25 protein-coding genes and 1 pseudogene are annotated in these 22,565 nt (G+C 67.8%); 16 read left to right on the top strand and 10 right to left on the bottom strand.

Features of this window, described 5'->3' with window-relative positions:
• Nucleotides 1–12 precede the first annotated feature (12 nt).
• Nucleotides 13–552 carry an MOSC domain-containing protein gene (locus LC490_RS22040; protein WP_051885291.1) on the bottom strand — a complete coding sequence of 180 codons (540 nt, stop codon included), beginning with the start codon at nucleotides 550–552 and terminating at the stop codon, nucleotides 13–15.
• Between the two features lie 39 nt (nucleotides 553–591).
• On the opposite strand from LC490_RS22040, the gene LC490_RS22035 reads away from it, so the two are divergent.
• From LC490_RS22035 to LC490_RS22015, 5 genes and pseudogenes are all read left to right on the top strand, one after another.
• Complete coding sequence (locus tag LC490_RS22035) at nucleotides 592–1,152, top strand: N-acetylmuramoyl-L-alanine amidase (protein WP_031373511.1); 561 nt, start codon at nucleotides 592–594, stop codon at nucleotides 1,150–1,152.
• Nucleotides 1,153–1,347: 195 nt separating this feature from the next.
• Entirely contained in the window at nucleotides 1,348–2,703 is a 1,356-nt protein-coding gene (locus LC490_RS22030; protein ID WP_223621636.1) for a hypothetical protein, read from the top strand.
• 101 nt (nucleotides 2,704–2,804) lie between these two features.
• Nucleotides 2,805–3,668 (top strand): annotated as a pseudogene (locus tag LC490_RS22025) (acyl-CoA thioesterase II); the annotation flags it as partial.
• A 136-nt stretch (nucleotides 3,669–3,804) separates the two neighbouring features.
• Nucleotides 3,805–4,656 (top strand): hypothetical protein, encoded by an 852-nt coding sequence (locus tag LC490_RS22020; RefSeq protein WP_051885292.1) that lies wholly within the window; start codon nucleotides 3,805–3,807, stop codon nucleotides 4,654–4,656.
• A 262-nt stretch (nucleotides 4,657–4,918) separates the two neighbouring features.
• On the top strand, nucleotides 4,919–6,214 hold the full coding sequence (locus LC490_RS22015) for a sigma-70 family RNA polymerase sigma factor (protein ID WP_223621635.1): 1,296 nt from the start codon (nucleotides 4,919–4,921) through the stop codon (nucleotides 6,212–6,214).
• 85 nt (nucleotides 6,215–6,299) lie between these two features.
• Here the strand turns inward: LC490_RS22015 and LC490_RS22010 are convergent, their stop codons facing one another.
• Nucleotides 6,300–6,929 carry an EF-hand domain-containing protein gene (locus tag LC490_RS22010; RefSeq protein ID WP_223621634.1) on the bottom strand — a complete coding sequence of 210 codons (630 nt, stop codon included), beginning with the start codon at nucleotides 6,927–6,929 and terminating at the stop codon, nucleotides 6,300–6,302.
• Nucleotides 6,930–7,081: 152 nt separating this feature from the next.
• Here LC490_RS22010 and LC490_RS22005 point away from each other — a divergent pair, with 152 nt between their 5' ends.
• The 4 genes from LC490_RS22005 to LC490_RS21990 all read left to right on the top strand — a co-directional run bounded on the left by LC490_RS22005 (nucleotide 7,082) and on the right by LC490_RS21990 (nucleotide 10,280).
• Entirely contained in the window at nucleotides 7,082–7,825 is a 744-nt protein-coding gene (locus LC490_RS22005) for an arginyltransferase (RefSeq protein WP_031373517.1), read from the top strand.
• Nucleotides 7,826–7,950: 125 nt separating this feature from the next.
• Complete coding sequence (locus LC490_RS22000; RefSeq protein ID WP_223621633.1) at nucleotides 7,951–8,376, top strand: hypothetical protein; 426 nt, start codon at nucleotides 7,951–7,953, stop codon at nucleotides 8,374–8,376.
• A gap of 240 nt (nucleotides 8,377–8,616) precedes the next feature.
• Nucleotides 8,617–9,807 (top strand): endonuclease/exonuclease/phosphatase family protein, encoded by a 1,191-nt coding sequence (locus LC490_RS21995; protein WP_223621632.1) that lies wholly within the window; start codon nucleotides 8,617–8,619, stop codon nucleotides 9,805–9,807.
• Nucleotides 9,808–9,815: 8 nt separating this feature from the next.
• Complete coding sequence (locus tag LC490_RS21990) at nucleotides 9,816–10,280, top strand: hypothetical protein (protein WP_223621631.1); 465 nt, start codon at nucleotides 9,816–9,818, stop codon at nucleotides 10,278–10,280.
• A 158-nt stretch (nucleotides 10,281–10,438) separates the two neighbouring features.
• Here the strand turns inward: LC490_RS21990 and LC490_RS21985 are convergent, their stop codons facing one another.
• The 3 genes from LC490_RS21985 to purT form a co-directional block, all read right to left on the bottom strand.
• Complete coding sequence (locus LC490_RS21985) at nucleotides 10,439–10,798, bottom strand: ADP-ribosylation/crystallin J1 (protein ID WP_223621630.1); 360 nt, start codon at nucleotides 10,796–10,798, stop codon at nucleotides 10,439–10,441.
• Nucleotides 10,799–10,890: 92 nt separating this feature from the next.
• On the bottom strand, nucleotides 10,891–11,298 hold the full coding sequence (locus LC490_RS21980; RefSeq protein WP_223621629.1) for a hypothetical protein: 408 nt from the start codon (nucleotides 11,296–11,298) through the stop codon (nucleotides 10,891–10,893).
• 103 nt (nucleotides 11,299–11,401) lie between these two features.
• Nucleotides 11,402–12,601 (bottom strand): formate-dependent phosphoribosylglycinamide formyltransferase, encoded by a 1,200-nt coding sequence (gene purT, locus LC490_RS21975; protein WP_223621628.1) that lies wholly within the window; start codon nucleotides 12,599–12,601, stop codon nucleotides 11,402–11,404.
• A 108-nt stretch (nucleotides 12,602–12,709) separates the two neighbouring features.
• On the opposite strand from purT, the gene LC490_RS21970 reads away from it, so the two are divergent.
• From LC490_RS21970 to LC490_RS21945, 6 genes are all read left to right on the top strand, one after another.
• Nucleotides 12,710–13,690, top strand: coding sequence for a hypothetical protein (locus tag LC490_RS21970; RefSeq protein ID WP_223621627.1), 981 nt, complete (start codon nucleotides 12,710–12,712; stop codon nucleotides 13,688–13,690).
• A 193-nt stretch (nucleotides 13,691–13,883) separates the two neighbouring features.
• Entirely contained in the window at nucleotides 13,884–14,747 is an 864-nt protein-coding gene (locus LC490_RS21965) for an SPFH domain-containing protein (RefSeq protein WP_223621626.1), read from the top strand.
• 10 nt (nucleotides 14,748–14,757) lie between these two features.
• Nucleotides 14,758–15,126, top strand: a complete 369-nt coding sequence (locus tag LC490_RS21960; protein ID WP_223621625.1) for a hypothetical protein — start codon at nucleotides 14,758–14,760, stop codon at nucleotides 15,124–15,126.
• Nucleotides 15,123–15,305, top strand: a complete 183-nt coding sequence (locus LC490_RS21955) for an Arc family DNA-binding protein (RefSeq protein ID WP_223621624.1) — start codon at nucleotides 15,123–15,125, stop codon at nucleotides 15,303–15,305. The genes LC490_RS21960 and LC490_RS21955 overlap by 4 nt, the downstream gene beginning before the upstream one ends.
• Nucleotides 15,302–15,481, top strand: coding sequence for a hypothetical protein (locus LC490_RS21950; RefSeq protein ID WP_223621623.1), 180 nt, complete (start codon nucleotides 15,302–15,304; stop codon nucleotides 15,479–15,481). Before LC490_RS21955 ends, LC490_RS21950 begins: the two co-directional genes overlap by 4 nt.
• Before the next feature lie 66 nt (nucleotides 15,482–15,547).
• Nucleotides 15,548–16,351 carry a M15 family metallopeptidase gene (locus tag LC490_RS21945; RefSeq protein WP_223621622.1) on the top strand — a complete coding sequence of 268 codons (804 nt, stop codon included), beginning with the start codon at nucleotides 15,548–15,550 and terminating at the stop codon, nucleotides 16,349–16,351.
• 80 nt (nucleotides 16,352–16,431) lie between these two features.
• On the opposite strand, the gene LC490_RS21940 is transcribed toward LC490_RS21945, so the two are convergent.
• The 5 genes from LC490_RS21940 to LC490_RS21920 all read right to left on the bottom strand — a co-directional run bounded on the left by LC490_RS21940 (nucleotide 16,432) and on the right by LC490_RS21920 (nucleotide 21,801).
• On the bottom strand, nucleotides 16,432–17,121 hold the full coding sequence (locus tag LC490_RS21940; protein WP_223621621.1) for a DNA-3-methyladenine glycosylase: 690 nt from the start codon (nucleotides 17,119–17,121) through the stop codon (nucleotides 16,432–16,434).
• A 1-nt stretch (nucleotide 17,122) separates the two neighbouring features.
• Nucleotides 17,123–17,512: a DUF423 domain-containing protein gene (locus LC490_RS21935; protein ID WP_223621620.1), complete on the bottom strand. Its 390-nt coding sequence runs from the start codon at nucleotides 17,510–17,512 to the stop codon at nucleotides 17,123–17,125.
• Between the two features lie 976 nt (nucleotides 17,513–18,488).
• On the bottom strand, nucleotides 18,489–19,580 hold the full coding sequence (locus LC490_RS21930) for an SRPBCC family protein (protein WP_031374135.1): 1,092 nt from the start codon (nucleotides 19,578–19,580) through the stop codon (nucleotides 18,489–18,491).
• A gap of 368 nt (nucleotides 19,581–19,948) precedes the next feature.
• Nucleotides 19,949–20,602, bottom strand: a complete 654-nt coding sequence (locus LC490_RS21925; protein ID WP_031374136.1) for a response regulator transcription factor — start codon at nucleotides 20,600–20,602, stop codon at nucleotides 19,949–19,951.
• A complete protein-coding gene (locus tag LC490_RS21920) occupies nucleotides 20,599–21,801 on the bottom strand; it encodes a sensor histidine kinase (RefSeq protein ID WP_031374137.1) in 1,203 nt (400 codons plus the stop codon). The genes LC490_RS21925 and LC490_RS21920 overlap by 4 nt, the downstream gene beginning before the upstream one ends.
• A 142-nt stretch (nucleotides 21,802–21,943) precedes the next feature.
• Between LC490_RS21920 and LC490_RS21915 the strand changes: the two genes are divergently transcribed.
• Nucleotides 21,944–22,564 (top strand): GNAT family N-acetyltransferase, encoded by a 621-nt coding sequence (locus LC490_RS21915; RefSeq protein ID WP_031374138.1) that lies wholly within the window; start codon nucleotides 21,944–21,946, stop codon nucleotides 22,562–22,564.
• Nucleotide 22,565: the final 1 nt, after the last annotated feature.

The following is a 22,565-nucleotide window of genomic DNA, read 5'->3' as shown; positions in this document are numbered from 1 at the left end:
TCGTGGTGAGAATCAAACCGCGTCGCCGTCGACGGCGGAGACCGGCGTTTCGCTATCGGCCAGCGCGATCAACGCATCGCCGCGCCGGATCGTGCCGCCTTCGAGAATGCGCGCGCACAGGCCGCCGTGGCCGCGCATCGCATTGAAACCGCCGGGACCGAGCGCGGCTTCCATCATCGAGCACGGATCGCAGGACTCGGTGCCTTCGAGCAAAACCTCGCCGATGCGGAAGCGCCGCCCCTTGAGGGCGATCAACGGCAACCCGGAAACCACGATGTTGCGGCGCAAGCGCGCCGGTTCGACCGCGTCCAGCCCGGCCAGGGCCGCGATCACCGGCAGGTGCTCGGCCTGGATCAGGGTGATGCCGCGCTCGCCGCTGCTGCCCTTGTAGCGATCGCCGGCCAGACCGGCGCCGGCCTGGGCCAGGACTTCGTCGAGCGCCTGCATCGCGGTGCCCCGCGCAGGGCGGATCCCGATCCATTCCACGCGGCCCGGACGCGGCAGCGTGGCCATGAGTTTTCCTAGCGCGGAGTCGGCGGGCGGCAGGGTCATGGGGGCTCCGTGTGAGGGCGAATGGTAGCATCCGCCCTCATGCCGCCCCTGAACCTCGTCCTCGCCCCCCTGCCTTACGAAGCGCGGTTGCAGGCGCGCGACCCCGCGACGATCGATCTGGTGGTGATCCACTGCACCGAGCTGCCGGACCTGGCGACCGCGCGCGAGTACGGCGAACGCGTGCTCTACCCGCAATCCGGCACCGGCAACAGCGGCCACTACTACATCGACCGCGACGGCGCCGTCTCGCGCTACGTTGCGCCGGAGCGCATCGCCCACCACACCCGCGGTTACAACGAACGCTCGATCGGCATCGAGCTGGTCAACACCGGGCGTTATCCGAACTGGCTGGATTCGCGCCGCCAGGCCATGGACGAGGCCTATACGCCGCAGCAGATCGAGGCCTTGCAGGCTTTGCTGGCGGCACTGCGCGCGCAACTGCCCTCGCTGCGCCTGATCGCCGGACACGAAGACCTGGACACGACCGAGGTCGAGGCCAGCGACGACCCGACGCGCCAGGTGCGCCGCAAACTCGACCCCGGCCCGCGTTTCCCGTGGCCGCGAGTGCTCGACGCCTGTGGGCTGCAACGGCTGCCTTGAGCCCCTGAGCCGCAGCGCCGGCCCACATAGATCCGGCAGAGGAACGAGCCGCCAATCGCAACCGTAGCGACGCGTTCTTGCTCTACTGTCATGTGCCGACGGGACCCGCTGCTCGGCACGGCCCGCGCGGCTCCCTGCCGGCTCGTCCGGCCCGGCGGCGACGCGCTCACCTCCAAGGATCAAGGAAACCTCTGCATGTCACGTTCAACCATGCTCGCTGTGGCGACCGCGGTCGCCTTCGCCCTGCCCGTCGCACCGGCGTTCGCCCAAGCCGAGCTGAAACTGCTCAGCCACGCTTACCAGCAGCCCAACAACGCGCTCGGTGCCGACCACCCGCAGCTCAGCGCCGACGGCAACTGGGCGATCTTCAGTTCCGGTGCCTCCGGCTTCGTGGCGCCGGGTGGCGACGGTTTCTTCGGCCACGACGTATTCGTCTACGACATCGCCTGCCGGCGCACCGAACTGGTCAGCACCACCTGGGACGGTCAACCGCCCAACGGCGCATCCGGCGGCTCCAACGGCCGTTCGGCGCTCAGCGGCGACGGCCGTTATGCCGCTTTCATCTCCGAGGCGGACAACCTCGACCAGGCGAACGACAGCGGCGACATTGCCCACAATGTCTCCGACTTGTATCTGGTCGACCGCCAAGTCGCGGTCGGCCATCCGGCCAGGGTCCGCTGGGTCACCAAGCCGCGCGCCAACGGCACCGGCGGAACCAGCGGCTATCCCTCCTTCAGCGCCGACGGCCGCTACCTCGCGTTCGAGTCCAATGCCAGGAACCTGGTGCCTCACGCCGCCTCGATAACCAATGTCTACGTCTACGACATCCAGCTCGACCAGATGGTCCTGGTCAGCCGCGACCGCAATCGCAATCCGGTCATCGCCCAGTATCCGAGGATCAGCGCCGACGGCCGCCACGTCGTGTTCCGCAGCAGCGCGGCCGACATGGTCGCCGACCCGGAAGTTCCAGCAGGTACTTCGCACGTCTATCTGCGCGATCTCCGCGCCGGGACCAATCAGCTGATCGACCGCAGCAACAGCGGCGCGGTCGCCGACATGGGCGTCGGCGACGATTATTTCTCGCTCAGCGGCGATGGCCGCTTCGTCGCCTTCCGCAGCGCCGCGCCCAACCTGACCGGCAATACTGCGCCCCTCCTGACCCAGCAAGTGTTCGTGCGCGATACGCACAACCTGACGCTGAGCATGATCACCCGTAACCCGAATAACGCGCCCGCACCGCACAGCAGCCGCTGGCCGGCGCTCAGCGACGACGGCCGCTACCTCGCTTATAGCTCGCCAGCGCCGGGCCCGAGCGTCTGGGGCGGCATCTACCGCCGCGAACTCGGCAACGGCGCCACCAAGCTCCTGTCGCCGCACCGAATCACCGGCGCGCCGGAGGACGGCACGTTCACCGCGATCAGCGCCGACGGACTGCGCGTGGCCTTCCTGTCCGGCTCGGGCAACTTGATCGCAGGCGTGTCCGGCTTCGGGGTCTATCTCTCCGACGCCCGCCCGAGCGCGCCGCCGTCGGCCTGCTCAAAGGCTAGATGACCCCGAAGGGCCCGGCAGCGGGCCCTTCGTTTTAGCGCCTGCCCGAGCCTGCGCCGGCCCTCCGCTATACTGCCGGCCTCGTTTTTCGCAGGCCCGGCCGCATGAGTTCCCCCGTTTCCGAACTGATCGAACTGCTGTCGCTGGAACGGCTGGAAGACAATCTGTTCCGCGGCCAGAGCCGCGACATCGGCACCAAGTACGTGTTCGGCGGGCAGGTGCTCGGCCAGGCGCTGTCGGCCGCGCAGGCCACCCTCGACAGCGCCCGCGATGCGCATTCGCTGCACGCCTATTTCCTCAAGGCCGGCGACATCGAAGCGCCGCTCGTCTACCAGGCCGACCGCACCCGCGACGGCGGCAGTTTCTCGGTGCGCCGCGTCACCGCGATCCAGCACGGCCAGCCGATCTTTTTCCTCGCCGCTTCGTTTCAGGAAGCGCAGGAAGGCGGCGAGCATCAGCTGTCGATGCCGGAAGTGCCCAAGCCCGAAGACATAGACCCGGCACCGGCGGTGCCGGCCGAGGTCATGGCGACCTTGCCGACCAAGGTCCAGCGTTGGCTGTCGCGGCAAGGGCCGTTCGAGTTCCGCCACGTCTATCCGCGCGACGAGCTCAACCCGCCCAAGCGCCCGCCGTATCAGCAAGTCTGGTTCCGCCTAAGCGAACCGGTCGGCGACGCGCCGGAGCTGCATCGCGCCCTGCTCGCCTACGCCTCGGATTTCCATCTGCTGGGCACCGCGACCTTTCCGCACGGCATCAGCTATTACCAGCCGAACGTGCAGATGGCCTCGCTCGATCACGCGCTGTGGTTCCACCGCCCGTTCCGCGCCGACGACTGGCTGCTGTATTCGATCGACAGCCCCAGCGCGCAGGGCGCGCGCGGCCTGGCGCGCGGCCAGATCTTCGATCGCCACGGCCGCCTGGTCGCGAGCAGCGCGCAGGAGGGCCTGATCCGCGTGGTAGCGGATCAGAACAAGGATGCGCGCGTCGTAGCGGATCAGAACAAGGATGTACGCGTCGTAGCGGATCAAAACAAGGATGCGCGCGTGGCAGCGGATCGGAACAACGACGCCGCCGCAGCCCCCAACGTACCGGCGAAGGACTGACATGAGACAGGTTTTCAGCAGTCCGCGTCTGGAAAACGTCGAAGGCGTGGCGCAGTTGTTGCGCGACGCGGGCATCGAAGTGCGCGTCACCAACGACCGTTCCTACAAGGGCAATCGCCGCTCCAGTTTCAAGTACAGCGAACCGGGCGCCGAGCGTCCCGCGGTGTGGGTGGTGCGCTCCAGCGATCAGCTGCGCGCGCGCGACCTGCTGCGCGAAGCCGGGCTGATCGACAGCACCCGCGCCGAGGAGCCCAGCCACGCGCCGTTCCGTTTCGAGTCGCGCATCGACCAGACCCGCACGCCCGGGCAGAAACGCGCCTTCCGCATCAAGGTCGGCCTGCTGCTGTGTATCGCCATCGTGCTCGGCCTGGCGATGATCCATAACCTGCGCAACCGCCCGGCCGCCGCGCCGCCGGTGGACGCGGCCGAAGTCGCGCTACAGAAACACAAGTTCGACGGCAGCGTCGCCGCGGTGCCCGACGCGCTCGCCGCCGCGGTGTTCGCCCAGCAACTGGCCGAGGCCGACCAGCCGACCCAATGCCTGCGCGTCGACCGCCGCGACGCCCCGCGCAAACTGCTGACCGCCCTCGCCCGCCCAGGCCTGCGCCTGCTGCCGATGAGCCAGTGCGTGGAGATCGCCGACGAGGACCAGGGCAGCCGCGCCCGCGACGGTAAGCCTGCCGAGTTGATCCAGGTCCACGCCTTCCGGCCCAACAGCGTCGACGGCGGCACCATCGAGTACACCGCTTATCACCACCGCCTGGCGGCGGTTTACAAGACCCTGGAGGTCAAGCGGGTCGCCGGCAAGTGGACCGTGGTGAAGGTGCTCAAGACCGTCCGCGCGATGGGCTGAGGCGGCTCCGGCCGCCCCGCCCGGCACCGAACCGCGGCCCGACGTCGGGCCAAGCGCACGGCGCGTGGACGATCTCGGCCGCTGCGGTCACATTTCCGCCGGCACGGCGTCATGGTGGACAGGCATCGCGCGATGCCGCTGCCCGGAGAACCCCGATGATGCCGCGCCCGACGCCCCGCCCGATGTCCGCCCCATCGTCCGCCGCACGCCCTCGGGTGTCTTCCGGGGCCCTGCCGCGCTCGCTCGAGCGCCGGAGCGCCGCATGAACGCCGAAGTCCTGTCCTCGATCATCGACCACGACCTGCCGGCCGCGGCCGGCGGCGACCGCGCCGCCTATTCGCGCATCGTCTCGGCCTGCCAGAACTCGGTCACCTCGATCGCTCTGGCCATGGTGCGCGACGTGCACGCCAGCGAGGACATCGCCCAGGAGGCCTTCCTCAGCGCCTGGCAGAACATCCGCAGGTTGCAGAACCCGTCCAGCTTCCTGCCGTGGTTGCGGCAGATCACCCGCAACCTCGCCAACGACCATCTGCGCTCGCGCCAGCGCCAGCCGCGCGCCGTCGACGACGTCGAGGCGGCGATCGCCGCCGCGGCCGACCCCGAGCCCAGCACGGTCGAACGCCTGATCGAAGCCGAGCGCACCGAAGTCGCCGCCGAACTGATCTCGGCCTTGCCCGACGAAAGCCGCGAAGTGCTGTTGCTGTATTACCGCGAAGGCCAGAGCTCGCAGCAGGTCGCAGCCCTGCTGGGCCTCAGCGACGCCGCCGTGCGCAAGCGCCTGTCGCGGGCGCGCAGCACCGTGCGCAGCGAGCTGCTCGACCGCTTCGCCGTGTTCGCCCGCGCCAGCGCGCCGTCGGTCGGTTTCACCACCATGGTCGCCAGCGCGCTCGGCGTGATCGCGCCGACCGGCACCACCACCGCGGTGGTCGCCGCCGGCTCGATCGGTTCGAGCCTGGCCGGCAAGTTCGGCGCCGGCGGCCTGGGCACCGCCAGCGCCTCCGGCGGCGTGGTCGGCAGCGTATTGGTGTTCATGGTCGAACGGGTGTTCTCGCCAGTGTCCGAGGCGGTGACCGGCGCACCGCTCGATGCCGCATCGATTTCAGCCTCGCTTACGTCTTGGGCCAGTCACTCGCTGGGTTCGCTGATCGGCGGCTTCGTCGGCGGCACGGTGGCGACGATCCTGATCGCCCGCTATCTGCTTTCGTTCGCCGCCACTGCCGACGAGCGACGCGAAATCGCCCGCTTCGTACGCCTGACTTCGGCCACCGGCGCCGCGTTCGCCATCGCCTTCGTCGCCTCGATCGAATTCGACCGGGGCTGGGTGCTGCCGATTACGGTGACCGTGCTGTTTCTCGCGATATCGCTGTGGCAACTCCTGATCACGATGCCGCGGGCACTGGCACCGAGCTTCGAGCGCATCCAGCGCGAGACCGGCTCCGATCCACGTCGGAGCACGACGTATCGTTGGGTATTGGGAACACCGGCAATCGTGTGGAGCACCCTATTGGCAGCGACTTCGGTCGTGCTCGCTCTGTATCTCGGCGGCCGCTTCGGCTGAGCGGCATTGCCATGCCGAAACGGAAAGGGCGCACCGAAGTGCGCCCTTTTGCGATTCGTCCAGCGCGAGCCGGATCGGGCCACGCTCAGCGATGCGGCATCGGCTTGAGATCGGCCTTGCTCAGGAAACCGTCGCGGTCCTCGTCGAGGAAGGCGAAGTTGCGTGCCAGCCGCGGCATCTTCTCTTCGACTTCGAGCTTGCTGAGCTTGCCGTCGCGGTTGAGGTCGGCGGCGGCGAAGTGCTCGTCGAAGCGCTTGGCGCGCTCGGCTTCGCGCTTCGGGCGCTCGCTTTCGTGGTAAGCGCGCAATTCGCTGCGCACCAGATAACCGTCGCGGTTGCGGTCGATCTTGGCGAACGACTCGCCGATGCGCGGCGACTTCGCCGCTTCGGCGGCGCTGATGCGGCCGTCGCCGTCGCTGTCGAGCCCGGCGACACCGCCGTGGCCGCCATGACGGCCACCGTGCTCGCGGCCGCCGCGATGCTGCGGGCGCTCGCCGGCGTCGAGCTTGCCGTCGCGGTTCTTGTCGAGACTGTCGAATTTTTCGGCCAGACGCGGGTGCTTGGCGGCTTCCTCACGGCTGATCGCACCGTCCTGATTGGCGTCGATCTTGAGGTGCGCGCGCGGCGTCGCCGTGCCGTCCGGGGGCGAGGCCATGGCCGTACCGGCCAACGCGACCGCGACGAACAAGGCGGCATAAAGGGGGGAACGGTTCATGCGTTGACTCCTGCGGCAGGCGCCACCGTGGCGCCGATGACCGGATCAACGCCCCCGGCCCGGGGCGGTTGACACGGCCCGGTTCCGGTTCAGTGGCAAGACAGCGACCGGACCCCATGCGCAGGGCACGGATGCGGCGCTATGCTGGCCCCATGGGCACGCAACCGCAGCCGGACAGCGACGACCTCCGCCTGTTCCACACCGGCGAGCACGCTTGCGGCTATTGGCCCGAGCGCGTCGCCCGCGACCTGGTCCTGGACCCGCGCGATCCGCGCCTGCGCGAGTGGTATCCGCATGCGCTGGGCTGGGGCTTCCGCCGCTCCGGCGACATCGTCTACCGGCCTCATTGCAGCGGCTGCCGGGCCTGCGTCGCGGTGCGCATCCCGGTCGAGCAGTTCGTGCCCGACCGCAGCCAGCGCCGCTGCCTGGCCCGCAATGCGCAGGTCGAGATGCGCGTGCATCCGGCCGAACGCAACGAGGAGCAGCTCGATCTCTACAAGCGCTACCTCGCCTCGCGCCACGCCGGCGGCGGCATGGACGGCCATGGCGCGATCGAGTTCGACCAGTTCCTGATCGGCAGTTGGAGCGAAAACCGCTTCCTGGAGTTACGCGAGCCCGCGCCGCGCGGCCATGGCCGCCTGCTCGCCGTCGCGGTCACCGACGTGGTCGACAACGCCTTGTCGGCCGTCTACACCTTCTACGACCCCGACCTGGCCGACCGCAGCCTCGGCACCCTGGCGATCCTGCGCCAGATCGAATGGGCCCGCCGCGAACGCCGCAGCCATCTCTATCTCGGTTATTGGATCGCCGGGCATCCGAAGATGGATTACAAGCGCCGTTTCCGCCCGCTCGAAGCTTTCGATGGTCGCGATTGGCGGGTTTTTACACATTTGTAACACTCGTCTCGTTCAGGTCGTGTATCTCGTAGCCCGGTCGTAACCAACGACGTGCGGGAACGGCGCCGCTCAGGCATGGCAATGGAGCCGCCACCCATTCAACTCACCGCCACATGGAGTCCGCAATGAAATTGAACACCCTGTTCCTGGCTGCCGCGATCACCCTCGCGCTGGCCGCCTGCAACAAGCCGGCCGACAAGCCCGCCGACGCTGCTCCGGCCGCCGACGCTCCGGCCGCCACCGCGCCGGCCGATACCGCCGCTCCGGCGGCGACCGACCCGGCCGCTGCGCCGGCGGCTCCGGCCGCTGCCGCCGTCGACAGCGTCGGCGTGCCCGAGTGCGACGATTACCTCAACAAGATCTCGGCCTGCTTGACCGAGAAGGTGCCGGAAGCCCAGCGCGCCGCGTTCCAGACCGGCATCGATTCGAGCCGCAGCGCCTGGAAGCAGGCCGCCGGCACGCCGGAAGGCAAGGCCAGCCTGGCCACCGCGTGCAAGACCGCGCTGGACCAGAGCAAGGCTCAGTACGCCGCGTTCGGTTGCACCCTGTAATACTTCGTACTACTTCGCGACACGCTCTTCGTTTCGACACGACGCCCCGGTTCGCCGGGGCGTCGTTGTTTGCGCTCCGGGTCGGTGCATCCGATGCGCACAGGGCGACCGCGATGCTCGGCGATTCCGCCCGAGCCTGTAACGATGCCGCGGCGGGGGCCATGCCATCATGCGCGCATGCTTCGATTCCCTGCCTCCCGACTTCCCTTCCACGCTGGCGCCGCCCTAGCCGCGCTGCTCATGACGGCCTGCACCCAGGTGAACGTACACGGCGATCCCAAGGCCTGGGTCCGCGACCAGGCAGACGCGTCGGCCCCCGCGCCCTTGCGCGTGGCGACCTACAACACCTCGCTCTACGACGACGCCGACGGCGGCCTGATCCGCCGCCTCGAAGCCGGCGACGGCAACGCACGCAAGATCGCCGCGGTGCTGCAACGGGTGCGTCCGGACGTGGTGCTGCTCAACGAATTCGACTACGACGCGCAACAGCGCGCAGCCGAGTTGTTCCAGCGCGACTACCTGGAAGTGGCGCAGGACGGCGGCGGCGCGGCCTTACGTTATCCCTATCGCTATCTGGCCCCGGTCAACACCGGCGTGCCGAGCGGCCTGGACCTCGACGGCGACGGCCTGGCCGGCGACGCCCAGCGCGCCGACCGCGCGCGCGGCAACGACGCCTGGGGCTACGGCCTGCACCCGGGCCAATACGGCATGCTGGTGCTGTCGCGCTATCCGATCGACGCCGCCGCGGCGCGCAGCTTCCAGACCTTCAAATGGAGCGACCTGCCCGGCGCGCGCCAGCCGCGTCATCCCGGCACCGGCAAGCCCTGGTATTCGGCGACCGCGTGGCCGCAGATGCGGCTGTCGTCGAAGTCGCACTGGGACGTGCCGGTGCGCACCCCGCTCGGCGTGCTGCACCTGCTCGCTGCGCACCCGACACCGCCGGTGTTCGACGGCCCCGAGGACCGCAACGGCGCGCGCAACCACGACGAAATCAAACTGTGGGCGCGTTACCTCGACGGCGGCACGCCGGCCTGGCTGTGCGACGACCAGGGCCGTTGCGGCGGCCTCGCCAAGGATGCGCGCTTCGTCATCGTCGGCGACATGAACGCCGACCCGGTCGACGGCGACGGCGTGCCGGGCTCGATCAAGCAATTGCTCGATCATCCGCGCGTCGATGCGAGCCGGGTACCGCGCAGCGAAGGCGCGGCCGAACGGGCGAAGTTCTACGGCTTCCCGCGCAAGGGCGACACCGCCGAACATACCGGCGACTTCGGCCCCAAGGCCGGCACCCTGCGCCTGGACTACGCACTGCCCTCGCGCGGCTGGAACGTACGCGGCACCGGCGTGTTCTGGCCGAAGCCGGGCACCGCCGACGCCAGGATTTCCGAAGCCAGCGACCACCATCTGGTGTGGGTGGATCTGGCGGATTGAGCTTGGCGATGAAGAACGAATCGATGGACCGTCGCTATCTCAAGCGCATGGAGGCTTATTGGGCGCGCGTCGAGCGTCGCCGCCGGTCCTTCGATTGGATCACAGACAACGATTTTTTCGATTTCTGGCATACCCATATCGATTGGCGAGGCCGCGGCAACCGTTCGCTCCCGGACCGGATGCGGGTAGCCGAATTGACCTATCGGCTGTTGCTCGACTTGAACGCGTTCGCACGCAGCAGGTCCTTCCCTGTGCAATGCTGGGCCACGCTATGCGAGGACACCGGCAGCAATGCGGTGTACCTGCACTCGGCCAATCCTAACGGCGTGCCCTTTCCATACGAATTCGATAGAGCCGAATGGGACGTGGAGCCGCCGCTCGAAGCGGCATCGATCACTCCCACGCAGCCCTACAGGATCGGTCGTATCCGTTACCAGGATTCGACCACGCACATCATCCAGCTGCGCGATTGAAGCGATAACGCCCCGTCATCCCCGCGAAGGCGGGAGTGAATAGATGCGCTTCTCGCACGAAAATCCGGTGGATCCCCGCCTGCGCGGGGATGACGGGCTGCGGGTGCATGGCAGCGACCAGATAGATGGTCGCTACCTAGACGGCCGACTTCAGCGACTCAAGCCGTGGCGTAAAACTCCCGGATCACCTCGATCGTCCCGACGATGTGATCGTTGAGTTGTTCCAACTCCTCGGCCGGCACCCACCATTCGGTGTGGTGTTCGCCGCCGACCTTCTGCAGCGGATAGCGCGCCATGAAATCAGCACGCACCTGGAAGCGGGTCACCGCGCCGTAGCCGCTGTCCTGGACGTTCCAGCGTTCGGCGATCTCGGCCGCGTAGCGCTCGTTGCTGACCGGGTAGAAGATCGGCTGCTCCGGCAACCGCGGCGGCCAGCGCTTGAATCCGCTCTGGCGCAGCAGCGCGAGTTCCTCGGGGCCCACCGGGCGATACAAAGTGATCGTGTCCGACTTGCTCATGGCTGACCTCCTGTCGGCGCCATGCTCGGGCACCCGATCGTTGTTGGAACCCTGGATCGCTGCGCCGGCATCCGCACGCGGTGTTCGCCCGATTAGTCCGGCTTGTCCTTCGCCGTCACCGGCGCGGGCGTATCGGGCACTGCGGGCGTGGGCTCGGGTACGACGACCGGCACGGGCGCGGCCGGCGTGGGCGCAGCCGCCACGCTCGCGGCCGGCGCGGTGCGCACCACGCGCGGGCCGAAACCGAAGGCGCCCTCGCCGTGCGCGGAAACGATCATGCGCACCATGTTGCCCGGCACCATCAGCTCCAGCGACAGGTCGCGGCCATCGGAAGCGCGGCCCTCGAGGGTCATTTCGATGAACGCGCCGCCGGTGTCGATCTCGCGACACAGCACGTGCGGCCCGACCGGACCGTCGAGCAGGTAGGGACGGATGGCTTCGCCGAGCGCTTCCAGCGCCTGCGGGAAGAAAAATACGGCGTAGCCCTGTGTCTCGTTCATGACGCTCCCCTGAAAACACGGTCCTGCAGCGGTGGTATGGCAAAGCTTCGGATCGGCGCGCGTGCAGCGGCGCCGATCCGACGATCGTGAGCGCGCGCGACGATCAGCGCAATTCGACCTGCAGTTGCGCGGCGGCCTCGCGCGCCTTCGCACGCGCTTCGTCGACGTCCTGGCCGAGCGCGAGCGTCACCGCGACCCGGCGCTGGCCTTCGACGCGCGGCTTGCCGAACAAACGCAGTTGGGTATCGACCTGGCCCAATGCGGCGTCGACGCCGGAAAACACCGGCACACCGTGGCCCTGGGCGAGCACCGCGCACGAAGCCGAGGCGCCGAACTCGCGGATGGTCGGGATCGGCAGGCCGAGGATCGCCCGCGCATGCAAGGCGAACTCGCTGAGATCCTGCGAGATCAAGGTGACCAGGCCGGTGTCGTGCGGGCGCGGCGAGACTTCGCTGAACCACACCTCGTCGCCCTTGACGAACAACTCGACGCCGAACACGCCGTAGCCGCCGAGGTCGTCGGTAATGGTGCGGGCGATCTCCTGCGCCCGCGCCAGCGCCACCGGCGCCATCGCCTGCGGCTGCCAGCTTTCGCGGTAGTCCCCGTCGCGCTGCAGGTGGCCGATCGGCGCGCAGAAGGTGGTGCCGGCGGCATGGCGCACGGTCAGCAAGGTGATCTCGTATTCGAAGTCGATGAAGCCTTCGACGATGACCCGGCCTGCACCGGCGCGGCCGCCGGTCTGGGCGTAGTCCCAGGCGGCGTCGACGGCGTCGGCGCTGCGCACCAGGCTCTGGCCCTTGCCCGAGGACGACATCACCGGCTTGATCACGCACGGCAGGCCGAGCTCAGCGACCGCGGCGCGATAGTCTTCGGCGGTGTCGACGAAGCGGTAGGGCGAAGTCGGCAGTTGCAGGGTCTCGGCGGCCAGGCGGCGGATGCCTTCGCGGTCCATGGTCAAACGCGCCGCGCGCGCGGTCGGGATGATCCGCGTGTCGCTGCCGCGCGCGGCGAATTCCTGCTCCAGCTCGACCAGGGTCTGGGTATGGATGGCCTCGATCTCCGGCACGATCAATTGCGGCCGTTCGGCCGCGATCAAGGCGCGGATGGCCTGGCCGTCGAGCATGTCGAGCACGTGGCTGCGATGGGCGACCTGCATCGCCGGCGCGTTCGCATAACGGTCGGCCGCGATCACCTCGACCCCGAACCGCTGCAGTTCGATCGCCACTTCCTTGCCGAGTTCGCCCGAACCGAGCAGGAGCACGCGGAAAGCGTGCGGGGACAGCGGCGTGCCGAGCGTGGTCATGCGGAATCCTCGTAAAACCATGGGGTGGATGAGCCTAGTCTAACTTTCCGGGCCATCGGCGCGGCGCCGGACTATGGCGGCGCGCATCGCCCATGCGATGCTGTGGCCATGCCCTTCGCCCGTCCTCGGCCCGCGTCGCGCGCCGTCGCCCCCGCACCGCAGTCCAGCCACGCCCGCCGCCCCCGTGCGGCGCGGCGGCTGGCGCTGCTGCTGGCGGCGGCGCTGCTCGCGGCGTGCACCGGCGAGCCCGAAGCGCCGCCGCACGGCAGCAGCCAACTCGCCGGCATGATGCTCGACCCGCAGTTGTCGGAGATCAGCGGCCTGGCCGCCTCGCGCCGCCATCCCGGCGTGCTGTGGATGCACGACGACGGCGGCAATCCCGAGCGCCTGTTCGCGGTCGCCGACAACGGCGACCGGCTGGCAACCCTGCGCATCGAAGGCGTCACCAAGACCGACTGGGAAGACATCGCCGCCTTCGAACTCGACGGCCGCCAGTACCTGCTGATCGCCGACACCGGCGACAACGGCGGCCTGCGCCGCAGCCTGCAACTGCATGTGATCGAGGAGCCGGCGAAGATCGAGAACGCGCGCCTCAAGCCGGCCTGGTCGATCGCTTTCCGCTGGCCCGACGGCGCCCGCGATTGCGAGGCGGTGGCAGTCGACATCGCGCGCAAGCAGATCCTGTTGATCTCCAAGAAGCGCCAGCCGCCGGAGCTGTTCTCGCTACCGTTGATGCCGGCCGGCAACGCCCTGCAGACGGCAACCCGGCTCGGCGGCCTGGCCGGCATCCCCGAACCCGATGCGCAACTGCGCCGCAGCAACCCGACCCGGGCCAAGCTGCAGGGCCAGGTCACCGCCGCCGATATCTCCCCCGACGGCAACACCCTGGCGGTGATGACCTACCGTTACCTGTTGCTATACCCGCGCCAGCCGCGCCAGAGCTGGGCCCGGGCCGTCGCCGGCCAGCCTCGGGTCAGCGACTTGCCCTGGCTGCCGCAGGCCGAGGCCTTGGGTTGGTCGGCCGACGGCCGCAGCCTCTACGCCACCGGCGAGTTCATCCCGGCGCCGCTGTACCGGATCACGCCCTGAGGGCGTTCGCACCGCGCTACGGGTACCGGGCGTTTCCCTGGCGTGGCCGTGGCCGCGATTCCGCCCGCCCTCGTCGATCCAAACGGCTCCGCCCTGCCTGCCGGGCCCGTATCGCCCTTTCCGACGGCCGGACATTCCAGATTTGATATCAGTCTGATATCAATATGTTTGGACAACGAGCGAGACGGACGCCATGAAAGAGAACCCCACCCAATCCCTCTCAGGCATTCCGGTCCTGCTGGGCTGCCTCGGCCTCGGCGCGGTCGGCGCCTATGCCTTCCTCGGCGGCGTCGCCAGCGAAAGCGGGGCCAGCGTGATCGTCGCGATCCTGGCCGGCGCCCTCGCCTTCTTCGGCCTGTCCGGCCTGTACAAGATCGAGCCCAACCAGGCCGCGGTGCTGAGCCTGTTCGGCAAATACGTCGGCACGGTCAAGGACAACGGCCTGCGCTGGAACAACCCGCTCTACGCCAAGCGCAAGGTCAGCCAGCGCATCCGCAACTTCGAAAGCGGCAAGCTCAAGGTCAACGAGCTCGACGGCAGCCCGATCGAGATCGCCGCGGTGATCGTCTGGCAGGTGGTCGATTCGGCCGAAGCGGTTTACAACGTCGACGATTACGAAACCTTCGTGCACATCCAGTCCGAGTCGGCGCTGCGCGCGATGGCCACCAGCTACCCCTACGACCAGCACGAAGACGGCCAGTTGTCGCTGCGCAGCCATGCCGCCGAGATATCCCTGCACCTGCAGCAGGAACTGCAGGACCGCCTCGCCGACGCCGGCGTCAACGTGATCGATGCGCGCATCAGCCACCTCGCCTACGCGCCCGAGATCGCCCACGCCATGCTGCAACGCCAGCAGGCCAACGCGGTGATCGCCGCGCGCACGCGCATCGTCGCCGGCGCGGTCGGCATGGTCGAAATGGCCCTGGCCGAACTGCAGAAAAACGGCGTCGTGCAGCTGGACGAAGAGCGCAAGGCGCACATGGTCAGCAACCTGTTGGTGGTGCTGTGCGGCGACCGCGGCGCGCAGCCGATCGTCAACGCCGGCAGCTTGTACTGAGCAGGCTGCGATGACCCTCCACGACTACCTCGTCCCCATCGCGATGGCGGTCAGCGCCGTACCGATCCTGGTTTCGGCGGTGCTGGTCGCGCGCGGCAACCTGCACCTGATCAATGGCCTGGACGCCTCGCGCCTGCCCGACCCGGCCCGCACCGCGGCGAAACTCGCCCGCCTGCTGGCGACCACCGGCGTGGCCATGCTGCTCGGCGGCGCCGGCTTCTACTGGGCCGGCGACAACGAAGGCCGCATCGCTCTGGTCGTGGTCGCCCTGTTGCTGGCGGTCAACGGCCTCGCCGTCGCCTTGATCCTCGCGATCGGCGCTGCCCGCCGCAGCTATCGCGACCGCCCCGGCGGCGGCGAAGGGACGCGCCGGCGGTGAGCGACAAGAAGGCCTATCCGCTGCGCATCAATGCCGAGGTGCTCGCCGCCGTGCAGCGCTGGGCCGACGACGAGTTGCGTTCGCTCAACGCCCAGATCGAATATGTCCTGCGCGACGCCCTGCGCAAGAATGGGCGGCTGCCGCGCCAGGACACCCCGACTCCCGAGGAAGACCCATGACCCAGAAGTGGAAACATCAAGTCGTCGAGCTGACCTATCAATTGTTCGAGTCGCCGATGCGGCAACGCATCCAGGAAGAACTCGACAAACGCGGCGAACAGGGCTGGGAACTGGTGTCGGTCGAGCACGACCCGAGCATTCTCGGCACCCGCCTGTATTTCAAGCAGCCGGCCTGACGGCACCATGCCCCAGCGCCACCCGCGAACGTGGCGCGACGCGCCCTCGCCGGCTAATCTGAGCGCATGCGCGGCCACGGCCACCTTCTGATCAACACGCCCGAGATCGAACTCTGGCCGGGCGGTCTGCTGCGCGCGCGCAGCAACCACGACGCCCGCGCGCTGTCGCGCGCGCGGCACGTGTTGCGGCGCAAGCGCGACGGCCGCTTCCTCGCCGCCGACCTGCCCGAAGGCCTGTTGCCGCTGGTCCACCGGCTGATCCACGAAGACGGCATCGGCCACGCCCTCGATGCGCTCGACGCCATCGTCGAATACCGCCGCGAGGGACTGCTGCGAATCCACGAGCTGCCGCTGGATCGGATCGAGGAGCGGCTGTCCGCGCTCGGCCTGGACTGCGACGGCTACGAAGCGCGAACCGGCCTGGGCCTGATCGCCGAACCCGACCGCCTCGCCTACGCCGGCGTCGACCGCTTCCGCCGGCCGCTGTGGCTGCATCCCGGCGCCGCGCGCGCATGGAGCCACCTGCGCCAGGCCGCCGTGCACGACGGCATCGTCCTCGATGCCATCTCCGGCTATCGCAGCCACCATTACCAACTCGGCATTTTCGAGCGCAAGCTCGCGCGCGGCCTCGGCGTGGACGAAATCCTCACCGTCAACGCCGCACCGGGCTACAGCGAACACCACAGCGGCCTCGCCCTCGACATCGGCACCCCCGGCGAGCCGCCGGCCGAAGAATCCTTCGAGCACACCCCCTCCTTCGCCTGGCTGCGCGACAACGCCGGCGGCTACGGCTACGTCATGAGCTATCCGCGCGACAACCCGCACGGCATCGTCTACGAGCCGTGGCACTGGCGTTACGACGCGAAATAATCCGCACGCCGCTGCAAGTCAGCGATGAAAGACGGCCATCGCCGTGCGGGACATCGACAATGCCCAGAGTCGGCGCGCGCTCAATCCTGCGAGCGATTGGTCCTGGGCTTGGCGACTTCGGAAAAATCCGCGATCCGCCACAGGTACAGGCTGGCATAACTGCGATACGGCCCCCAGCGTTCGCCGAGTTCGGCCAAGGCCTTCGGCGGCGGCATCTCGTCGAGCTTGTCGACGCGCTGCGCGCCCTTGCGGATGCCCAGGTCGTCGATCGGCAGGATGTCGGGGCGGCCGAGGCGGAACATCAGCATCATCTCGACCGTCCAACGGCCGATGCCGCGGATCGGCACGAGCGCGGCGATGATGGCTTCGTTGTCCATCGTCGCCATGCGTCGCAGGTCCGGGATCTCGCCGCGCGATTCGCGTGCCGACAGATCGCGCAGCGCGAGCAGCTTGTTGCCGGATACGCCGCAGGCGCGCAGCGCCGCGTCGTCGCAACGGCCGAGGGTGTCGTAATGCAGGCGGTCGCTTCCGATCGCCGCTTCGACCCGGCCGACGATGGTCGAGGCGGCCTTGCCGCTGAGCTGCTGGAACAGGATCGCCCGCGCCAGCGCATCGACCGGGTCGAAGCGCTGGCGCCAACGCGGATCGGTCGGGATCGGACCGTTCTCCAGCCGATCGACCTTCTTCATCCATGCGCCGAGCTTGCGATCGCGCTTGCTCAGATAAGCGTGCGCGGCCTCGGCGTCGAACCCCCGGACATGTCGCGGCATCTCAACGTCTCAGCGCATCGGCGGCGTAGACCAGCCACGCCAGGATCATCAGGCTGCCGCCGTAGGGCAGCAGACGGGTCGAAGCGCCGAAGAAATATGCCGCCGCCAGTCCGCCGGAAAACACCAGCACGCCGACGAGCAAGGCCAGCAGAGCGACCCGTGCCAGCGTACGCCGAGCGATCGGCGCCAACGCGGCCAGGGCCACGCCGTGCCCGAAAGCGAACACCGCCGCCGTCTGCAATCGCGATTGCGCCGCCGGATCGGCGACGTGCGCGGCATAGGCCGACAAGGCCACCGCCAGAGCGGCCAGCACCGCACCGGCCGCGGCCAGCGCACGCGCTCCGCCTGGTGCGGATGCCGATGAAGAAAGTTCGCGCGAGGAAGAATTCATGCGTTCGGGAACCTCAGTGCCGGGCGACAGGCGCCAAGCCTGCGCCGCCGGATGAGCACGATAGCAGCCAAGCCCGGTGGCGGCGCGGGCGTGGCTATGCGGATGTTGCGGATGGGGGATCGTCGGAGTGGGCTCGGCCATGCTGAGTCGGCTGTGTTCGTATCCGACGCGGGCGCGTTGCCGTTGCTTTGCTTCGGCTGTGCGTAGCTTCGCACTAGCGAAGGCAGTCGAAGACCCAGAGGGCGGCCCGCATGGATGCGGGCCGTTTTTCATCGGGACAGGGATGTCCCGTATGAAAAATCCCTGCGTCGGCATCGCTCGTGCGGGCCTGTGATTCAAAGCAAAAGCACTTTTCTTTGGTGACTTTCTTTTGTTGCTTTAGACAAAAGAAAGTTACCCGCCGCTTTAGTGGCGGAAGCTCTTAGCGTTTGATCTTGCTTCTGAAAACCCCAAACGAGTGCAGAGCTGTCACCCCTGTAGGAGCGACGTAAGTCGCGACCGATCTCGCCCTATCGGTCAAGCAAGAGCAGAGCTTCCGTCCGCTAACGCGGCCGGGTTACTTTCTTTTGCTAAGCCCAAAAGAAAGCTAACCAAAGAAAAGGGCTTTCCTTGCAAGGGCACAGGCCACGAGTTCGTAGCTTGCGCCGGGATTTTCCGATAAGACGTCCCTGTCTTATCGGAAAACGGCGCACGTCCTGTGCGCCGCCCTCCGGGTCTCCATTTGACCGGTACAGCGGAAAAGCAGATCAAAATCACGGCAACGACTGATGTTGAGACAACACATCTACGAAAGATGCAACGCTACCTGAGATTCGCGATGGTGGCTCGTGACCGGAGGAAATCCCTGTGGGACGCCGCTCATACCCCTGAGCCAAGGCTCGCCCAACGATAAAGCGCCCACAAAAAAACGCGCCGCGGAAACCGCGGCGCGTTTTCGTCGATCGCAGGCCCGCCGCAGCGGACACCGTGCTCGGTATTACTTGATCGGCCAGTACACGTCGAACTGGCCCAGGGCCGGGTCGAAGCTCTGGTCGATGCCGGCCTTCCAGACTTCGTACGGACGCTCGGTCGTGGTGTAGCCGCGGGTCAGCGCCCAGGCGCGGACGGCGTCGCGGACCGGAGCCAGCGCGGCCATGTTGTGGCCGCCGCTCGTGGCGACGACGACCTTGCTGGCCGGCAGCAGCTCGGCCTTGACCGGGTTGCCTGCGCCTTCGATCTTGACGTCGAGCTTGCTCGCTTCGGTGCTGGTGTCGCCGATCTTGCGCACCACCTGCACCACGTCGAACGAATAGGTCTCGCTGCCGAACTCGTTGGTCACGACGCGGATCGGACCGACCGCTTCGAGGCCGTTGGCGGCGATGACCTTCTTGATCCATTCCATATTGGAGTGGATCTGCGACTTGATCTTCTCGTTGTCGCGCGCGACCGCGGCGGTCACGCTGAGCACGTTCTCGGCCGGACGGTCGAGGACCTTCGGCGCGTTGGCCGGGTCGACTTCGGACAGCTTCGAATAGTCGTAGTTCGGGACGGTCGCCAGCATGTTGCTCAGGCGCGCCAGACCCATCTTGATGTCTTCGCCGACGTTGCTGCTGACGTACATGCCGGAGTAACGGCCGAGCAGGTTCCAGCCGTAGTCGACGTCGTAAGTCTGGGTGATCTCGACGTTACGGTTGTTCTTGCCGGTCGGACGCAGTTTGAACTCGGTGCGCTTGTTGTCGCCGCGCTCCTCGTTGACGATCTTGTAGCCGACCGACTTGCCCGGCTCGCTGCTGACGATTTCCCAGCTGCCCTTGCCCAGGCCGCGTTCCTTGGACGAGTACTCCAGGCGGGCGCCCACGCCCTCATCCTTGCCGGTCAGCTTGACCTCCATGGCCGGGTCGCGCAGCACCAGCGGGTTCCAATCCTTGAAGCGACGCACGCTGTTCAACGTGTCGAACACGATGGTCAGCTTGCGGTTGGTCTCAACCGAGTGCGACAGATGGCGGCTCGACGGCAAAACCACGCCGACAACCAGAAACAGCACGGCGACGATCGCCAGTGAAATCAAAATCTCGATCAGACGGGTCATTCAGGTTCTCCAGGGCCGGGCCCGGATCGGGCCGGGGCGCAGACCCACAATCGTAGCAAGATAAATCCCGGCAAGGGCAGCCATCACAGGCAAGAAAATCGACGGGCCGCATCCTGCACGGCGCCGGGCGCGGGCCCGGGGCCGAGCCGGACCAGGCAATGCGCGGCGAAAAACCTGGAAACAGCCGGCTTTTCGCCGCCAAGCCGCCACATTCGCGTGGGTATGCCCCGCCCCTCGCCGCTTCGCCGATGCGCAACTGCAGTCAATCGCACGCCACGCCGACGCACCGTCCGGGGCCGGCGCGGCGCGCGTCGATCGCGCCGAAGGCCCTCGCGCGCAACGACTGCGCGGGGTCGCGGTGCCGATGCTCAGACCAACTGCAGTTCGAAGGCCTTGAGCACCGCGCGGGTGCGGTCGCGCACGCCGAGCTTCGACAGAATGTTGGAGACGTGGTTCTTGATCGTGCCTTCGGCCACGCCCAGCGAATTGGCGATTTCCTTGTTGGAGAAGCCGCCGGCCATCAACCGCAGGATCTCGGTCTCGCGCTCGGTCAGCGGGTCGGGCCGGTCCAGGCTGACGAAATCGTTGCGCATGTGCTCCAGGCCCGACAGCAGGCGCTGGGTTACTGCCGGCTGAACCAGCGAACCGCCGTCGGCCACGGCCTGGATCGCGCCGACCAGTTGTTCCAGCGACACGTCCTTGAGCAGATAGCCCTTGGCGCCGGCCTTGAGCCCGGCCAGAACCAGTTGGTCGTCGTCGAAGGTGGTCAGGATGATGGTCGGCGGCAGATAGCCCGAGCGCGCCAGGGCCTGCAGCGCCTCCAGGCCGGACATCACCGGCATGCGCATGTCCATCAGGACCACGTCCGGACGCACGGTCGGGATGATCTCGACGGCCTGACGGCCGTCGCCGGCCTCGGCCACGACCTCGATACCCTCGGCCAGGGCCAGCAGAGAGCGCACGCCCTGGCGGACCAGGGTCTGGTCGTCGACCAGCAGCACGCGGATGGGGTTGGGAATCATGTCAAAGCTCCTTCGCGGGCCATGGCGGCCGCGGTGGCGGGCAGAGTCAGTTGCAGGCAGAAGCCGGCATCCGCACGGGTTTCGATGCTGAGCCGGCCGCCGTACTGCTGCAAACGCTCGCGCATGCCGCGCAAGCCGTTGCCGGTGACCAGGTGATCGGCGCCGCGACCGTCGTCGCGCGCGCTCATGACGATGTCGTCGCCGCTGCGGCGTACGTCGATCCACAGATGCTGAGCGCCGGCATGGCGCACGGTGTTGGTGACAATCTCCTGGGTGCAACGCAACAGCACGTGGGCGCGCTCCGGGTCGTCGAGGGTCAGCGGCGTCTCGATCTCCATGCGGATATCCAGCGCCGGTACGTTTTCGGCGAGCGGGCGCAAGGCCAGGGCCAGGTCGATCGCGCCGTTCTCGCGCAACTGGCTCACCGCCTCGCGCACGTCGGTCAGCAGCAGCCTGGCCAGAGTATGCGCCTGCTGGACGTGCTCCTTGACCCGCCCTTCCGAGAGGTGGCCGGCGACTTCCAGGTTCAGGCTCAGCGCGGTCAGGTGGTGGCCCAGCAGGTCGTGCAACTCGCGCGAGATGCGGGTGCGCTCGTTGATGCGCGCGCTCTCGGCCAGCAGGGCGCGGGTCGCGCGCAGCTCGGCGTTGAGCCGGCGCTGGTCTTCGCGGGCCTGGGTCTGCTGCTTGGCGACCAGGGCGGTCAGGAACACGAAACCGGAAAAACCGGTGTACAGCAGCGATTGCAGCACCGCCAGCAAGGGCGGCATCTGCACCGCCTCGATGAACACCGGGATGATGACCAGGTTGAGGACCATCAGCCCGATCACACCGACCCGCAGCGGCACCATCCACGGCAGCAGCCCGGCCAGGACCATCAGCAGCACACTGCCCAGGCCGGTGCCGGAGTAATAGCTGATACCGATCGCGCACCCGCCCAACACCAGCAATTGCAGGTAATCGAGCAGGCCGGTGCGGCGCTCGCCCAGCGAGCGGGTTATCCACCAGTAGACCGCACCGAAAGTGGCGTAAACCGCGACCCAGCGCAAAATCTGCAAATACAGGCCGGCCACCGGTTCGCCGTGGCCGGGCTGGAAATAATCCGGGTCGAGCCAGATCGACAACAGCCAGGAGCCGACCAGGCCCCAAGTGAACAGGCCGGCGTAACGTAGTAATCGGGTATGGGTCAGGCGAGCCAGCATGAATGCATGCTAACGGTATGGGGCACGCGTCGGAGCCGTCCAGAAGTCATGCACTTGGCGTTCGCCCCGGGAGCGACCGCCATGCGATAATCGGGACGCCGACACGGAACGCGTGCCGGCTTTTGAATACTTGGAGCGTGGAATGTCGATCGTTGTCCGCGACGTGCGAGAGCACGAGCTGGATTCCGTCCTTGCCCTCAACAATGCCGCCGGGCCCGCGATCCTGCCGCTGGATGCGGCCCGTCTGCGTCATTTTTTCGACACCGCCGAATATTTCCGCGTCGCCGAACGTGACGGCACCCTGGCCGGATTCCTTATCGGCATCGGTGCCCGCAGCGACCACGACAGCAGCAATTTCCGCTGGTTTCGCGAGCGTTATCCGGACTTCTTCTATATCGACCGTATCGTCGTCGCCAGCCGGCGCCGTGGCGGCGGTGTCGGCCGCGCCTTTTATGCCGACGCCCAGAGCTACGCCGAACTGCGCTATCCGCAGCTGGCCTGCGAGGTCTTCCTCGAAGGCGGCAACGACCCGGCCCTGCTGTTCCACGGCAGCTTCGGCTTCCGCGAGGTCGGCCAGCACGTCATGGAAGAGGCCGGCGTACGCGCGGCCATGCTCATGAAGCCGCTGTGCAGCTATGCCTGGGTCCGCGAGACCTATGGCGACGCCCTGCCCGAGGCCAGCTGGCTGACCCGCCCGCGGGTCCCGGTCCAGCACGGCCAGGTCGCCGCCCAGGCGCCGCGTCCGACCGGGACCGGCCTGTGAA

Source organism: Lysobacter sp. ESA13C, assembly GCF_019970005.1.
GTDB classification, from domain to species: domain Bacteria; phylum Pseudomonadota; class Gammaproteobacteria; order Xanthomonadales; family Xanthomonadaceae; genus Lysobacter; species Lysobacter antibioticus_B.
This window is presented reverse-complemented; position numbering and strand designations above follow the sequence as displayed.